Source organism: Brevibacterium sp. AGC70 (assembly GCF_057334195.1).
Genome location: NZ_JBHFIH010000013.1, coordinates 223,704 through 239,256, shown reverse-complemented (window position 1 = coordinate 239,256; position 15,553 = coordinate 223,704). Strand labels below are relative to the sequence as shown.

The 15,553-nt window shown below is 65.2% G+C and carries 12 protein-coding genes and 1 tRNA gene; 6 read left to right on the top strand and 7 right to left on the bottom strand.

Annotated features, from left to right (window positions below):
* Positions 1-29: 29 nt before the first annotated feature.
* From ACE03M_RS09955 to ACE03M_RS09940, 4 genes are all read right to left on the bottom strand, one after another.
* Complete coding sequence (locus ACE03M_RS09955; protein WP_143920602.1) at positions 30-1,514, bottom strand: amino acid permease; 1,485 nt, start codon at positions 1,512-1,514, stop codon at positions 30-32.
* Between the two features lie 72 nt (positions 1,515-1,586).
* Positions 1,587-2,498: an SDR family NAD(P)-dependent oxidoreductase gene (locus ACE03M_RS09950; RefSeq protein ID WP_485933840.1), complete on the bottom strand. Its 912-nt coding sequence runs from the start codon at positions 2,496-2,498 to the stop codon at positions 1,587-1,589.
* A 123-nt stretch (positions 2,499-2,621) separates the two neighbouring features.
* The gene (locus ACE03M_RS09945; RefSeq protein ID WP_143920601.1) at positions 2,622-3,890 is read right to left on the bottom strand and encodes a DUF4032 domain-containing protein; all 1,269 of its coding nucleotides are present in this window, start codon (positions 3,888-3,890) and stop codon (positions 2,622-2,624) included.
* Between the two features lie 3 nt (positions 3,891-3,893).
* Entirely contained in the window at positions 3,894-4,664 is a 771-nt protein-coding gene (locus tag ACE03M_RS09940) for an ABC transporter ATP-binding protein (protein ID WP_485933839.1), read from the bottom strand.
* 409 nt (positions 4,665-5,073) lie between these two features.
* Between ACE03M_RS09940 and ACE03M_RS09935 the strand changes: the two genes are divergently transcribed.
* Both ACE03M_RS09935 and ACE03M_RS09930 read left to right on the top strand, forming a co-directional pair.
* Positions 5,074-6,054 (top strand): LacI family DNA-binding transcriptional regulator, encoded by a 981-nt coding sequence (locus ACE03M_RS09935; protein ID WP_485933837.1) that lies wholly within the window; start codon positions 5,074-5,076, stop codon positions 6,052-6,054.
* Positions 6,051-7,160: a substrate-binding domain-containing protein gene (locus tag ACE03M_RS09930; protein ID WP_485933836.1), complete on the top strand. Its 1,110-nt coding sequence runs from the start codon at positions 6,051-6,053 to the stop codon at positions 7,158-7,160. Before ACE03M_RS09935 ends, ACE03M_RS09930 begins: the two co-directional genes overlap by 4 nt.
* Positions 7,161-7,181: 21 nt before the next feature.
* Here the strand turns inward: ACE03M_RS09930 and ACE03M_RS09925 are convergent, their stop codons facing one another.
* Together ACE03M_RS09925 and ACE03M_RS09920 are read right to left on the bottom strand one after the other, a co-directional pair.
* Positions 7,182-8,201 carry a trehalose-phosphatase gene (locus tag ACE03M_RS09925; RefSeq protein WP_485933834.1) on the bottom strand — a complete coding sequence of 340 codons (1,020 nt, stop codon included), beginning with the start codon at positions 8,199-8,201 and terminating at the stop codon, positions 7,182-7,184.
* A 77-nt stretch (positions 8,202-8,278) separates the two neighbouring features.
* Positions 8,279-9,859, bottom strand: a complete 1,581-nt coding sequence (locus ACE03M_RS09920) for an alpha,alpha-trehalose-phosphate synthase (UDP-forming) (protein WP_485933832.1) — start codon at positions 9,857-9,859, stop codon at positions 8,279-8,281.
* Positions 9,860-9,924: 65 nt separating this feature from the next.
* On the opposite strand from ACE03M_RS09920, the gene ACE03M_RS09915 reads away from it, so the two are divergent.
* The 4 genes from ACE03M_RS09915 to ACE03M_RS09900 all read left to right on the top strand — a co-directional run bounded on the left by ACE03M_RS09915 (position 9,925) and on the right by ACE03M_RS09900 (position 14,274).
* Positions 9,925-12,066, top strand: a complete 2,142-nt coding sequence (locus tag ACE03M_RS09915; protein WP_485933830.1) for a protein kinase domain-containing protein — start codon at positions 9,925-9,927, stop codon at positions 12,064-12,066.
* Positions 12,067-12,223: 157 nt separating this feature from the next.
* Positions 12,224-13,084: a DsbA family protein gene (locus tag ACE03M_RS09910; protein WP_485933828.1), complete on the top strand. Its 861-nt coding sequence runs from the start codon at positions 12,224-12,226 to the stop codon at positions 13,082-13,084.
* 145 nt (positions 13,085-13,229) lie between these two features.
* Positions 13,230-13,305: transfer RNA gene (locus ACE03M_RS09905), tRNA-Thr, on the top strand.
* Positions 13,306-13,590: 285 nt separating this feature from the next.
* A complete protein-coding gene (locus ACE03M_RS09900; RefSeq protein WP_485933827.1) occupies positions 13,591-14,274 on the top strand; it encodes a hypothetical protein in 684 nt (227 codons plus the stop codon).
* A 25-nt stretch (positions 14,275-14,299) separates the two neighbouring features.
* Here the strand turns inward: ACE03M_RS09900 and ACE03M_RS09895 are convergent, their stop codons facing one another.
* On the bottom strand, positions 14,300-15,529 hold the full coding sequence (locus tag ACE03M_RS09895; protein ID WP_485933826.1) for an MFS transporter: 1,230 nt from the start codon (positions 15,527-15,529) through the stop codon (positions 14,300-14,302).
* Positions 15,530-15,553 lie beyond the last annotated feature (24 nt).

Sequence of the window (15,553 nt, the reverse complement as noted above, 5' to 3'; positions counted from 1 at the left end):
CGGGGAGGTTTAGCGAACCGTATCGTCGCTCAGGCGTCCATGCTGGCGCGGTAGTCGCTGTTGCTGAGGGCACCGACGCGGGAGTGGCGGCGGCTGTAGGTGAGGTAGACGACGAAGCCGACGAGCATCCATAGGCCGAAGACGACCCAGGTGGTCCCGCCGAGGTTGACCATGAGGAACGCGCACGCCAGGGACCCGAGGATGGGAATCGTCGGGCCGAAGGGAACCTTGAATGAGCGGGGCAGGTCCGGGCGTCTGACACGTAGGTAGATGACCGCGATGTTGACGAGGCAGAAGGCGAACAGGGTGCCGATGCTTGTGGCATTCGCGAGTTCGCCGAGCGGGATCAGTGCCGCTGTGATCGCGACGAGCACGCCGGTGACCAGGGTCCCCACCAGGGGAGTGCCTGTCCGGGGTGAGACGATGCCGAAGACCTTCGGAACCATACCGTCGCGTGACATCGTGAGCAGGATGCGTGATTGTCCGTAGAGGACGGTGATGACGACCGAGAGGATCGCGAGCACCGCAGAGATGGCGAAGATGAAGACCGCGAGATCGGACTGTGTGATCTCATGGACGATCTGGACCAGGGGAGCGGTCGAGGTCTCGAACCACTGCCATTCCCGGGCACCGATCGCAGCCACGGCGACGAGCACGTACATGGTGGTGACAATGACCATGGAGAGGATGATCGCCCGCGGCAGGTCCCGCTTGGGGTTCTTCGCCTCCTCGCCGGCGGTCGAGGCTGCGTCGAAGCCGATGTAGGAGAAGAACACACTCGAGGCTGCGGCGGTGACTCCGGCGGCGCCCATGGGCAGCATCGGTGCGAAGTTGCCGGCCTTGAACGCGGTGAACGCGACGATGGCGAAGAAGACCAGGATGCCGAGCTTGACGAACACGATGATCGTGTTGACGATGCCGGACTCCTTGGCCCCGCGCATGAGCAGCACCGTGGCGAGGAGGACGACGATGAGGGCCGAGAGGTTGATGACTCCGCCTTCACCATCGGGGCCCGCCGACAGGGACGGCGGCAGCGACATTCCGAAGATCCGCAGCGTCTCATTGACGTAGTCGGCGGCACCCACGGCCACCGCAGCCACGGAGACCGCATACTCGAGGACGAGACACCAACCGCAGATCCAAGCCACGCCCTCGCCGAGGGTCGCATAGGAATATGAATAGCTTGACCCGGACACCGGAACCATGCCGGCCATCTCCGCATAGCTGACGGCAGAGAGCAGAGCCGTGATTCCGGCCAGGATGAAGGCCAACCAGACGGCAGGCCCGGCGATCGGCACGGCCTCTCCGAGGATGACGAGGATGCCCGTGCCCAAGGTGGCGCCGACGCTGATCATCGTCAGTTGGAAGACGCCGAAGGTTCTGCGCAGACCGCCGGTGGACGCATCCTGGGTGTCCTCGACCATGCTGCTGATCGACTTGCGGCGGACCAGTTGATTGGCCAGCCGAGGTCGATCGGTCGCTGTCGGGGAGGTGGAGTTGTCTCGAGCGGTCATGCGAATATTCTTGCACGTGCACCCACCACCGCCGCACGCGACTGCGCACGACGGGAGACTTACATCAGAGCCCTACAGCCGAGGGGAGAAGCGACCATCCTGGGCCATCCAGCCGCCGTCGACCAGCTGCGAGTGTCCGGTGACATACGTCGAGGCGTCGGAGGCGAGGAACAGCACGGGCCCGGCGATCTCGTGGAGGTGCCCCCAGCGGCCCAGCGCGGTCTTCTCCGCATAGGCGGTCCACCACTCATCATCGGCCTTGATCTGCTGGGTCAGCGGAGTGTCGAAGGGTCCGGGCAGGATCGCGTTGACGCGCACGCCCTGTGGCCCCAACTCACTGGCCAGCGTCTTCGTCAGCTGCACGACACCGGCCTTGGCCGCGGCGTAGATGCCCTGGCCAGGTTCGATCGCCAGAGCCCGGAATGATGAGTAGGTGACGATCGAGCCGCGGCCGCGCTCGGCCATTTCGGCACCGAATCCGCGCATCAGGCGATAGGTGCCCTTGAGATTGATGTCGATGACCCGGTCGAATTCCTCGTCGGTCGTCGACAGCAGCCGCTTGCGCACGTTCGCACCAGGGGTGATGACGAGAACCTGGGCCTCCGGGTGAGCCGCGACGAGGGCATTGACCGATTCGGTATCGGTGATGTCCACGCGTGCGGCCTCGGCCCCCGGCGACGAGGTTGCGCTGTGTCCGCCCCTGCCTCTGCTGGCGGTGCTTCCCGTGCCGCCCGGATCACCTTGGCGTTCGGTGATGATCCGCACGGTCTCCTCGGCACCGTCGAGGTTGAGATCGGCGACGACGACGTGGGCACCGGCATCGGCGAGGCCGATCGCGCTGGCCTGGCCCAGTCCGGAACCTGCTCCGACGACGACGGCGGTACGGCCGCTGAGGTCGAAGAGGGAGGGGATCGAAGGGTTGTTCTCGTTCGTCGGCACGGAATTCTGCGTCGACTGTGATGAGTTCTGCGGGACTTGCGACATCGAAGGTCCTTTGCGTAGCACTGGATGTTCAGGCGGGGATCGCCTCATTGTCCTCAAACATAAGCCCGCCGAGGTGGCGCTCGGGTCCACGTTCCACTTGGTGGAATCCCAGCGCTGACGTCCTCAGAACTTCTGGCTGTCGACGTAGAGCGCTTCGTCGGGGAGGTTCGAGAGATAGTCGACGATGAAATAGGCGATGGCCTCCATCGTGGGGATGTCGCGCTGCCTGGCCCGGGACATGACGCGCCGGTGCTCGACGAACTCATAGAAGATCTGGCCAGGTTCGAGTTTGTGGGTGAGATTCTCAGGGATGGCGGAGATGAGGGGCTTGTAGACCTCGTCGAGCCACAGCCGCGCGGCCTGGTCCTCGTCGAGTTCGGCGGGCAGCTCGCCCGAGCCGTGTGCTCCGCCGGTGAAGCCGGGTGCGCTGCGGTGGGAATCGAGGTCGTTGAGCATCGTCCGCGCCTGGTTCTCGTTGGCACCGATGCCTGTCAGGCGCAGGAGTCTGCGGGAATGGTGGTTGGGCTCGACGACCTTCGGTTCGACCAGCAGGCTGACGCCGTCGAGGTCGGTGGTCACGGTCAGCTCGCCCAGGTCGAAGCCCAAGTCGTTGAGGCGGCGGATGCGCTCGTCGATGCGCCAGCGTTCGTTGACGGAGAACTCTTCGACCCGAGTCAGCTCCCGCCACAGCCCGTTGTAAGCCTCGAAGAGACGTTCGCCGGCGGCCATCGGGTCGACCGTCGATTCGATGAGGCCCGCGGCCTGCAGATCGAGGAAGTCACCGGCGATGTTCGTGCGCGCGATGCGCAGATCCATCTGCCGCTGACCGTCGGAGAGCTGATCGTGGAGCTCACCGGTCTCCGCATCGACGACATAGGCGGCGTAGGCGTCGGCATCGCGCCGGAACAGAGTGTTCGACAGGGAGACGTCGCCCCAGTAGAAGCCGACCAGGTGAAGCCGGGCGAGCAGGACCGCGAGTGCGTCGACGAGGCGGTCGGCTGCGTCCGCGGCCAGCGACCGGGAGAACAGAGCACGGTAGGGCAGTGAGAAGTTGAGGTAGGCGGTCAGCAGCGCCCCCGGGAGCTCCATCGCCGAGGTGGTGGATCGGTTGGTGACATAGGCGCGCGGTTCGACCGTGGGTACGGCTAGGTTTCCGAGCACACCGAGGATGTCGAATTCGCGCAGGGCCCGACGGTCGTCGGTCTCCTTGATCGCGAGGACCTCATCGCCGATTTCGACGAAGCGCACCACATGGCGGGAAATGCCGCGGGGCAGACCACCGAGGAAGTCCTGGGGCCACTCACCGAGGGGAAGATGCCACGGAAGTCCTGCGATCGCGTCGTGATCGGCGCTGTGGACCGCGTGGATCTGCGGTGCTGAGGTTTCGGGCACCGATCAGGAGTCCACGTCCGCGATCGAGGCGACGAGCGCCTCGGCGACTTCAGGTTTCTCCACCCCGATCAGACGCCCATGGTCGAGGAACGCGATGCGGTCGCCGAGGACCTTCGCGTCATCGAGATCGGCCGTGGCATAGAGGGTGGTCAGCCCGAATTCCTGCTGCAGATCCTTGACCAGGCGCAGAGTGTCGGCCTGGTACTCGGGAACGAGGTTGACGACCGGTTCGTCCATAATCAGGACCTTGGGCTGACGGACCACGGCACGGGCCAGGGCGATCGTCTGGCGCTGCAGGGCGGAGAGGTCACCGGGCACGGCATCGAGGATGTCGCTGAGCCCGATCTTCGACGTCACGGACTCGACGCGTTCACGGATCTCCTCGGTCGGGAGACCATCGACACGGAGCGCGAAGCCGAGGTTGTCGCGCACGCTCATGTGAGGGTAGAGGGCGTAGCTCTCAAGGGCAAGGGTGACGTCTCGATCGTTGACCGCGGCGTGGGTGACGTCGACTCCGTCGATGAGGATCGTGCCCGTCTTAGGGGCCTCGAGGCCGTGGAGCATCCGCAGGATGGTCGATTTGCCGGATCCGGATGGTCCGTAGAGGACGACGAACTCGCCGTCGTCGATGAAGAGATTGAACGGGTGCACCGAGGGGGACACGGTGTTCTCGTAGGCATGACTGAGGCCATTCAACGACACTGTTGACATGTTTCCTCCTAAAGTATTCGTGAGCAGCTGGTCGTCGGTGACCTGGCGGGGATGCTCAGTCATTCACATCCTATGCCGTTGATTGCGCTCTGTGACAGCCTATTCGACAAAGCGTAGAGTGATTCTCAGCACTGTGCCAGCGCGCAGGCGCACACCTGGGCGGATGCTGGGTGAGAAACCGCGGGTTCAGCGATTGCTCAACGGTTCTCCTGCACCGAACGTGCAGGCAAGTTTGTTTGTGCAATTGTTTGCACAGGCGGCGTGTCGGATGCAGGCGAGACGCGTAGTCTGAGGTGATGGAGCTCGATGAACAGGTGTGCGCCCGCGGCGAATCACTGAGTCGAGACCTCGCCCCCGTGTTCACCGCGGACTGAGACCCCACCGCCGCCGAGGATGGCAGCCGAATCTGCAATCGAGGGACACCGCCGCTGAGGTGGTCGCCGGTGGAGCTGGCCCCGATAGACTTCCGGGTATGAAGGTCAAGCTCGACGATGTCGCCGCCCGGGCGGGAGTGTCCCTGGCGACTGTGTCCCGTGTCCTCGGCAGGCGCGGCGCTGTGGCCGAAGAGACCCGGGCCAGAGTCCTCGAAGCCATGGACTCGTTGGGCTACTCTCGCTCCACCCTCCTCCATGAGGCGCCGAGGCGGTTGGTCGCCGTCAGCGCACCGGGAAATCCCGAATACTGGCAGGTTCAGGTCTGCACTCGCGTGGCCACGGCTCTGCAGGAGCACGGTCTGCTCATCACCCGGCCGCCGGTCGAGACCGAGACCACCCCGCTGGAGGTCGCCGTCGACGCCGGTGCCGTTGCCCTCGTGACGCCGACGCTGACGAGCCTGCACACGGACATCCCCTGCATTCGCGTCGACGAGCAGTCGGCGGTGGACTCCGATGATGTCAGCGGCGACATCATCGCCGCCCGCCTCGACCTCGGCGGGGGAATGACGACGGCCTTCGAACATCTCCAGGCCATCGGCCACCGACGCATCGGTCTGATCTGCAATGACAGCGGTGAGCTTGCGGTGCAGCTGATCAGACGCTTCCGCGCCGAGCATCCCGCTCGCAACTTCGGGGTCAAGCTCGATGATTGGATCTCGCAGGTTCCGAAGTCCTTCTCCGGTGGTTCGCGCGCCGTCCTCGACCTCAAGGATGCGACCTGCACCGCGGTTATCGTGCAGTCGGCACTGCAGCTGCACGGGGCTCTGCAGGGTCTGCGCAATCGGCACCTGCAGGTACCGCGGGACATGTCGATCGTCGGCTTCGGCGATTCGCCGACGATGAAGTTCACCGGGCCACCAGCCACCGTTCTCGGCATCGACGCCGAGGGGCTCTCGCAGGCGCTCGTCGCAGCCACCCTGTCGACGCTGAAGATCTCCGGTGAGGACCTGAAATCGGTCCCGCCGGTGTTTCGGCCCCGGCTCTTGGCCAGGGCCTCGACGACGGCGGCGCGACAGTGAACCCGAGCGCCGAATCACACTCCGGTGCCGGTGCCTCCACTGCAGCCGAGGCACCCAATGCATCCACCGCGCCCGAACTCGGTGAGCACAGACATGTCGGACTCGGCGCCATCGCCGGTGCGGCAGGGGTGTCGAAGGCGACTGCTTCGCGGGCACTTCGCCACCCGGACACAGTGTCCCCGGGGTCATTGGCCAAGGTCCGGCGGGCGTTGGCGATCCTCGGCGTGGACTCGGGCAGTCACGATGCACCGTCCAGACAGATGGTCGCTCTGGTCAAGCCCGCCGCTCCGGCGGGCAACGTCGACCCCTATGCGCGCCTGTTCGACCTTCTGACCAGCAGAGTCTTCGCCCAGGGGATTGCCGCTGTACATGTTGAGGCCGCGGCCTACCGGGCCGATGCCCTGGCCGAATCTCTGCTCGGCTCGGCTGGAAGCGAGCCTCATGTTCAGGGCGCGATCGTCCTCGGCGGGGGAGCGGCCGGAGAACTCGCCGCGAAGCTGGCCGAGCGGCACCTGCCGCAGATCAGGGTCTCCAACGCCCGGCACGAGGACGGGATCTCACGCATCGTGCTTGATGCCACGGACGGCATCGCAACCGCGGTGCAGCACCTCGTGCACCTGGGGCATCGTCGGATCGGGCTCGCCGTGCTCCGCGACTCAGCCGCGGCCGTGCGCATCGCCGGATTCCGCAAGTCCATGGCTCAGGTCCTCCACATTCCCGCCACCCGTGACCAGGCGCCCGTGGTCGAGGCGGCAGGAGGCACCATGGCCGGAGTCGCCGCGGCCGAGGAGCTGCTCCACCTTCAGTGCTCAGCCGTCATCGCCTGCGCTCCATCGCTGTCGTTCGGCATTCTCGAAGCCGCCGCGCGCGCTCGCCTCGACGTTCCGCGGGACCTCTCGCTGCTCACCGTCGGCGACATGCCCGATGCCGATGTCATCGCACCACCCCTGTCGCAGGTCAGCTACGACTGGGAGGCGATCGCCGTCTCCGCGCTCAACGAGGTCAGGACGATGATGGCCAATCCCGGCGAGTCGGCGGCCATCGACTATTCGATGACCCCGGACCTCGTCCTGCGGGCCAGCGCAGTGCCGCCGCAGCGACGCTGAGAAAGCCGCCGCCGAGGCGCTTCAGAGCTGTGACGGCTGTGGGCGGCGTTCGTCTGCGAGACGTGTGAGGAGTTCTGCGACCGCGCTGGGATCTGTGATCCGCCACGGTGCGCGGGTCGGGGCCGGCCCGACCTTGATGCTCAGGCCCGTCGGCAGGTCTTCGAGTTCGGCGAAGGCATCCTCGTCGGTGACATCGTCGCCGAGGTAGAGGACCGCGGCGGGTGAACCGGCGGCGATGAGAGCCCGCAGACCATCGCCCTTCGTCGCCGTCTTCACTGCAAGCTCGGTGATGTCGTGGCCCTCGATGACGCGGATCCCTGGATGTTCGGCCTGGACGGCGACGACATGGGCGTGCAGTGCAGACGCGAACTCCGGGTCGAGGCCACGCGTGTGCACCGTGCGGGAGAACGGCTTCCGCTCGACCCTGACCTCAGCGACCGAGCCAGGCTCTGAGGCCGAGCCAGATTCTGAGCCCGATCCAGGCTCCGAACCAGAGCCAGGCTCTGAGACCGAGCCAGATTCTGAGCCCGAGCCAGGCTCCGGGCCCGATCCAGGCTCCGAACTCGCGCCAGATCCCGACGACAGGTCGTGTTCGAAGGACTCGATATGGGCATCGATCGCGGTGAGCATCCGCTGTTCGGCGACGCTGACCTGAGGCTTATTCACCGTCACCTCAGGTGAGGGAGTCGATGCCGGCGATGACGAGCCCAGGTCCACCTCGGCGCCGTGGGAACCGACCAGCCACACAGCCGGGGGCGGGTCGGCAAGACGCCGCAGGGTGGTGACGTCACGACCGGAGACCAGAGCCACCCGGGTTGCGGGCAGGGTGCTGAGATCAACGATCGCCTGTGCCGATTCCGGGAGCATCCGGGACAGGTCGGGATTGTCCTGCAGCGGCGCGAGGACACCGTCGAAGTCGAGGGCGATGAGGACCGAATCGGCGCCGGTGACCTGCCCGAGGTCGAGGGCCGCCGATGGCGTGTAATCGGGAGTCGATCGTGGTGAGGGCGCCTGCTCAGGTGACAGCGGCTCGGGTGGCACAGCCTCAGGTCGAGGCTGCTCTGAGTGGGACTGACCGGGGCGGGGCTGGGACGGCGGCACGGAGGCCGGATCCGATGTCACTGACGGCCCTCACCGGGTACAGACGCCGGGCTGGAGTCCTGTGCGGTGACAGTGGAGGTGATGCGATCGGAGGCCGTCGTCGGCCGTTCGGGCAGGGCGGCAGGACGGTCGGGGATGATCGCCTCCGGGTTCGTGTGGATGGCCTCGAGTTCGGCCAGGAACTTCTTCGACCAGATGCTCACCGTGTCCGTGGCGATCTTCTTGCGCATCTGCTTCATCCGCCGTGAGCGCGTCTTCTCATCCATCTGAACGGCGTCGAGGATGCCAGCCTTGAGGTCGCCGATATCGTGAGGGTTGACCATCACGGCACCCTTGAGCTGATCGGCGGCCCCGGTGAACTCGGACAGGACAAGGGCGCCGTCATCACGTCTGCGGCAGGCCACATACTCCTTGGCCACGAGGTTCATCCCATCACGCAGGGCCGTCACGAGCATCACGTCCGCGGCGAGGAAGAAGGCGGTCATCTCATCGCGCGGGTAGGAGTGGTGGAGGTAATGGACGGCGATGGACCCGACTTCGGCCTGCTCACCGTTGATCCGACCGACGGCCAGCTCCACATCGTGCCGGATGATCTTGTACTGCTCGAGCCGTTCTCGGGAGGGAGTGGCGATCTGGATCAGAACGACATCCTCGACGTCGAGCTTGCCTTCGGCCAGTAGTTCGCCGAACGCCTTGAGCCGATGTCGGATGCCCTTTGTGTAGTCCATCCGGTCCACTCCGAGCATGACGACCTTCGGATTGCCGATCTCTTCGCGGATCTGTTGGGCGCGCTCGATGATCTTCGGATCGCGCGCCAGCTCCTCGAGGTACGGGGTGTCGATGGAGATCGGGAAGGCTTCGGCGCGCACGATGTGCTCCGGCAGGAAATCCCCGGCCGGGACGTTGACCGTTGAACCCTTCGTCGTGAAATTGAGACGTCCGCGCACCGCGCGTCGGAAGTTCGCGGCATCGGCTGGACGTTGGAATCCGATGAGATCCGCGCCGAGGAGGCCGCGGAGGATCTCGTCGCGCCAGGGCAGCTGTGCGAAGAGTTCGTAGGGTGGGAAGGGGATGTGGTTGAAGAACCCGATCGCCAGGTCGGGACGCGTGCGGCGCACCAGCTGCGGAACCAGCTGGAGCTGATAGTCATGGACCCAGACGGTGGCGCCCTCGGCAGCCACCTCGGCGACCTTGGCCGCGAAGCGCTCATTGACGCGCACATACGATTCCCACCACGTGCGGTGGAACTCGGGCGGGACGATCACATCGTGGTAGAGCGGCCACAATGTTGCATTGGAGAATCCTTCATAATATTTGAGGACATCCTCACTCGTCAGGGTGACGGGAACCAGATGCATCCCGTCGATCGTGAACGGGTCGAAATCGACGTCGGGCACCCCGGTCCAGCCGATCCACGCACCCTCCTGAGACTTCATCACCGGCGCCACTGCAGTGACCAAACCCCCAGGTGAGGTGCGCCATCCTTGGTTCTTCTCAGCAGGGTCCCGGTCCACGGGCAGACGGTTCGCGACGACGACGAAATCGCTGTCACCATATGCGGATGCGGTAGTGGTTTTGGCAGAGTTGACGGTGTTCATCTGCGCCTCCTCCTGTGTCGGTCCTTGGAACGAACTGTACTCGCTCGACTACGCTTGGGAGGGTGATGGTTCAGGATCTGGGAGGCTACCGCCTCATCGAGGAGCTCGGCTCGGGCGGCATGGGCGTCGTCTATCTCGGTGTCGACGGCGGAAACAACCCGGTCGCAGTGAAGGTCCTGCACCCGCATATCGCCAATGATGAGACCGCTCGCAAACGCCTCGGACGCGAGGTCAGGACCCTGCGCCGGATCAAACATCCCAGAATCGCCGAGGTGCTCGACGCCGAGCTCGAATCCGCGCAGCCCTTCATCATCACCGAGTTCGTCGACGGGCAGACGCTGTCCGACGATGTCAGAGACAACGGTCCCTTCGCCGAGGATGAACTCGTCCATTTCGGCCATGCTCTCCTCGACGCCCTCAACGCTGTGCACGAGTCCGGTGTCATCCACCGCGACCTCAAACCCGCGAACGTGATGATCATGGACGGCGAGCCGATGGTCATCGACTTCGGCATCGCTCAGGTCGCCGACGAGGTGCGGGTGACCGCGACGGGCCTGGTGATGGGAACGCCCGGATACCTGTCCCCTGAGATCGCCGATGGCAAGACCTCGAGTGAGAAGACCGACTGGTGGGGGTGGGCCGCGACGATGGCCTATGCCGCCACTGGCCGCAACCCGTACGGCTCCGGTCCTCTTGAAGCGGTGCTGGGGCGAGTGGCCATGGGCAAGTTCGATCTCGGCAACGCTCCCCGCAACTTCGTTCCCCTGATCGCGGCCTGCCTCGACCCGAAGCCCGAACGCAGACCCAGTGGTCAGATGATCCTTGACGCACTCGTCGACATCGAGTCCGGACGCGAACCGCAGCTGGGATCCGGTCCGGCCGCCGGGAGCTCGAACCAGGCATCGTCGACCGGGACTGCACGGATGCCTGCGGTCGACGGCGGTGGGGGCAGCCGGTCGGGCTACGGCAACGCCTTGGGCACAGCCTTCGGCGCTGCTGCCGGTGGTGCCGCTGGTGCTGCTGTTGGAGGTGCCGCAGCCTATGGCGGAGGCACCGGAGCCGCCGGATACGACGCTTCCGGCTACGGTACCTCCGGGCACGGATCGCCGCGCGGAGGCTATCCGGATTCGGCGCCGAACCCGAACGCGCCCGGTGGTACGGGGCCCGGTGGTATCGGGCCCGGAGGCTCGGGCCCCGGCGGAACGGGCCCGCAGGAATACCCACAACAGGGCTATTCCCCACAGGGCCAGCGTCCACAGAGTCAGCGCCCACAGGGCCCACCGGTGCAGGGCCGGCAGCCGCAGGCCCGTTCCGGGATGATGCCCGGCTCGCAGGGGAACCCGCCCATGAACCCAGGCCAGACGAGCCGGGGAACCGCACCGCCCGTGCGCAATCCCAACGGCGGCATCCAGGCCGCTCCGGGATCAGCGATGGCCGGGACCAACCTCGGTGGGGCAGGGTATGGGCTCGGCGGACCTCCGACCGTTCGCGGCGGACCAGGCACAGGCCAGGGCACCGCCCGACCTGACCCCACGGGCACAGGAGTCCAGTCAGGACAGCAGAGCCGACCGGGTCAGCCGGACCAGCAGGGCTACGGCTGGGGGCCGATGACCTACCGGACGATCCGGACCGGCGGATGGGTGGTGTTCGCCCTCATCCTGCTGGCGATCGCGATCATGCCGCTGGCCCCGCTGCTCGTCACACTCATCGTGTTCCTGTGGTCGATCCTGGCGCGGACCGGCACACGGTTGGACCGCAAGGCCCAGAAGCACCGGTTCGAACGCGGAACGAACGGCAGGGAATTCCTGCGTTCGCTCGCCTCGGCGCCGGGTGCGCTTCTGGCATCGGTGCTGACCTCGATCACGTCGTTCATTCTGCCAGCGATCGCGGGTGTCGCGATGCTCGTGCTGACCCGACTCGACATTGCGGGAATCGTTCCCAGCGGATACTCGGAGCAGTGTTCGGTGTGGGCAGCCGGTGCCGCCGGTGGCTTGGTTCTGTGGCTGGGGCCTGGTGCGGGCAGCTTGCGATTCGGATCACGGCTCATGGTCTCCGGGGCGACGCGCAACCAACTGGGCCGGCTCATCGCTCTGTCCGCGATCGCGCTCCTCATCATCATCGCGATCATGGTCATCCAGACGGGTTCGGGCATGTCCTGGTGGCCCCTGCAGACGAACCCATTCACCTATCTGCCCGAACCTGTATAGGCGTCTCTCAGCCCCCGGTGTAGTTGATCCTTGAATTTCACTGGGAGTCGAGGCGCCACCTGTTTGGGTAAGGTGGGACGGTCGGGACTCGTATGTCGACCCGACTCCCCACGGTCCGAGGCTGGGCCGACGTCAGACGATCGCAACGTGAGGAACAATGGCGAAGAACAATTCCGGTGACAATCGGCGGAACCAAGCACGTGAGAACGCGCGCCAGATCGCAGCGGCTCAGGAGAAGAAGGAGAAGACCGCCAAGACCATCCTCTACGTGGGGATCGGTGTTGTCGTGGTCGTCGTGGCTGCGGTCGTCGCTGTTCTCATCTTCCAGCAGAGCAAGCCGGGAATAACTCCGGCCAACTTCGTCGCCGGCGGTGTCAGCATGGCCAAGGACGGCAAAGTGGTGCAGCCGAAGCAGATGCCCGGCGGTGAGGAGTCGGATTTGCCGACTCCGGCCGATGCCGGCGCCAAGGAGAATGCTGCGACCGTGACGGTCTACCTCGACTTCCAATGCCCAGGATGCAAGGCGTTCGAGGAGGCCAACGCCCCGACCCTGGAGAAGCTCGCCGACGAGGGTTCGATCGTGCTCGAGTACAAGCCAGTCTCCTTCCTTGACCGCATGTCCGGAGGCAACGAGTACTCGACCCGCTCGGCTAACTTGGCCGCCTGCGTCATCGACTCGCAGCCCGAAACCGTCAGGGACTTCTTCCCCGCGATGTATGCCCAGCAGCCGGAAGAGCAGGGCAACGGCCGCACCGATGAGGAACTGCTCAAGGTCGCTGAGGATGTCGGAGTCGACACCTCGCAGAAGCTCCAGTCCGATCCCGAGCAGACCGTCAAGAGCTGCGTCACGGACCAGTCGTTCAAGGGCTTCGTCGAGAATTCCTCGCAGGACGCTCTGGACGCGAAGGTGGAAGGCACCCCGTGGGTGCTCATCAACGGCGAGAAGACCGACAAGACCAGCGACCCGCAGTCGCTGACCTTGGAGATTCTCAAGGCCACCGGAGAGATCAAGGGCTGATCGACTTCACGAACATCGGTCGACCGCCGCCGAGGTGGTGGTCGACCGATGCTCGTGAGTGAAGTCTGCCTCGCGCCCGTTTTGTAGCCGCGAAGGTAAATGGACTACTATCGTGTAGGCGCCGACGGCATCGTTTCGTCGCCACGCCTCCCTAGCTCAGTTGGTAGAGCACCGCTCTTGTAAAGCGAAGGTCATCGGTTCGAGTCCGATGGGGGGCTCCACTCAGCCAGGCCAGACAGTGAATTGTCTGGCCTGGTTTTTTATGCTCGGGCACTGGTTCGGGCGCCGGTTTGGCCACTGACTCGGGTACGTCGATGCGCAGACTCGGGTACGTCGATGCGCAGACTCGCGCGAACGTCCTCGGAAGTTGTGGCAGATCTGCTACGAGGTGTGCTGTGATCATCACCCGTATCCGGGGTCGCTGACCATAGAGTTTTCCCTGTCAGGGCCGAAGAGCTGTCAATCACACAGCTCACGCAGTGCCCATCATTTCGAAAGGGAACCCGATGAACCGCAGCGGACGCCACTCAGCCCGAATCCTCACGCAGACCTCAGCCTTGGCCTTTGCCGCCGTACTGGCACTGTCAGCCTGCGGCACCGATGACTCGGCGGCGGAGACAGCCCCCGAGGGAGCAGAACCCACCCAAGCGCAGGGCGAAGGCTTCGAAGCAGAAGAGACCGCAGAAGAGACAGCAGACACGACCACGGAGACGGACGATGCCGAAGGCGCGAGCGACAAGGCCGAGGGCGCCGAGGTGAAGGTCGGCGCAGAATTCACCGATAAGGAGACCGGAGATGTCATCACCGTCGTATCTGCGGTGCGCAACAACCCCACTGAGTACTACGAAGCCGCCGACAACCCTGATGGAGAGATGGTCTACATCGAAGTGAAGGTGGAACCAGGCGACAGCTACGGCGGGACCATCAGCTCAGCGGACTTCTACCTCGACAGCGCCGGCGAAGAGGCCAATTACGCATCGAGTGCGAAAGACGAACTCGAAGAGGCCGGGTATGAGAATTTCGACCTCGCGCCACGTCGCGATGGAGAGCACACGGGGTACATTCCGATCTACGTGAGCGAAACGGCTGACGAGCTCAAGGGAACCTACCTCCGTCCCGAGGCGAAGGTGCTCGGGGAGGACAAGAAGGTTCCCGAATTCACCTCTGAGTTCGAGGTCCCTGCCTCCTAGGCTGTCAGGGCCGAGAGGACAGTTTTCAGCGGCGGCGTCGACTGGGCAGGCGGATCTGCTGGGACCAGATGATCGCCCACACAGCGCCTACGATGGCGAAGAGTCCCGGGAACAGGATGCCGAAGCGCAGTGAGGCGACCGTGATGACCAGTGAGATGAGGGTCGGTCCGGCCAGTTTGCCGCCGTTGGAGAAGATCGCCCAGATGCCTAGGAAACGGGCGCGTCCGATCGCCGGCGACAGATCGGCACCGATGGTCATGTTCACACCCGCTCCCAGCCCGTTGCCGAAGGCCATGACTGCTGCGGCCGCGATCATGCCGGTCAGATCCGGACGCAGCACCATGACGATGAAGCCGGACCCGAAGATCGTCAGACAGACCACCAACGTCGTCGTCCGCCCGAGGTGGTCCTTGATATAGGCGCCGAGGAACATGAAGCCGAGTTCGAGGGCGGCGCCGAAGGCGATGAGCAGCGAGATCGACGATTCGTGCATCCCGATCTCGACGCCCCACAGCTGAATCACCACGGGCTGAGCCGACCGAGCCACCGTCAGCGCAGCGACCGAGATCCCCACGAGGACCACAGCCTTCCACCTCACATCGAGGCGAGGACGGTCAGGCTCTGGTGCTTTCAGTGCCTGACCTGAATCGGATATACCAGCACCGGAGTTCCCTCGGTCCGAGTAGCCGGGGATGTGGGCGATGGGCAGGGCCATGACGACGATGGCGGCGACGGCCGCGGCACCGGCGAAGACGAACACCGACCACAGCGGGAAGGCGAACATGAGGCCGGCGCCGGCGATGGGGCCGATCAGGTTGCCCACCCGCTGAGTTCCGCCCAGCGCCGTCATCGCCTTGGCCAGATCCTTCGCCGGCATCACCTCGGCGACCACAGCCTGCCGGGCCAGGCTCCACACATCGGAGACCGGAGCGAAGAGCATGAGCGCCGCAGTGTAGAGAACGAGCGAGGCCGGCGAGTCCCAGAGGAAGGCCGCGACGATCCCCCCGAGAACGACGACCGCGGTCATCGTGGCGACGAGCATCGCCCGGAAGTCGCCGAGGCGGTCGATGAGGATCCCGGCCGGCACAGTCGCGACAAGGGACACTGCGCCCATGATGCCGACGATGGCGGCGGCGAAGGAGGAACTCGAGCCCAGATCGAGCGCGCCGAGAACCAGAACCGGAAGCATCGCGCCCACACCGACGGCGAAGAGAAGGGACGGTGCGAGGACCGGCCACAGGATGGGTTTGAGCACCTGCCAAGTCTAGTTGACGACCGA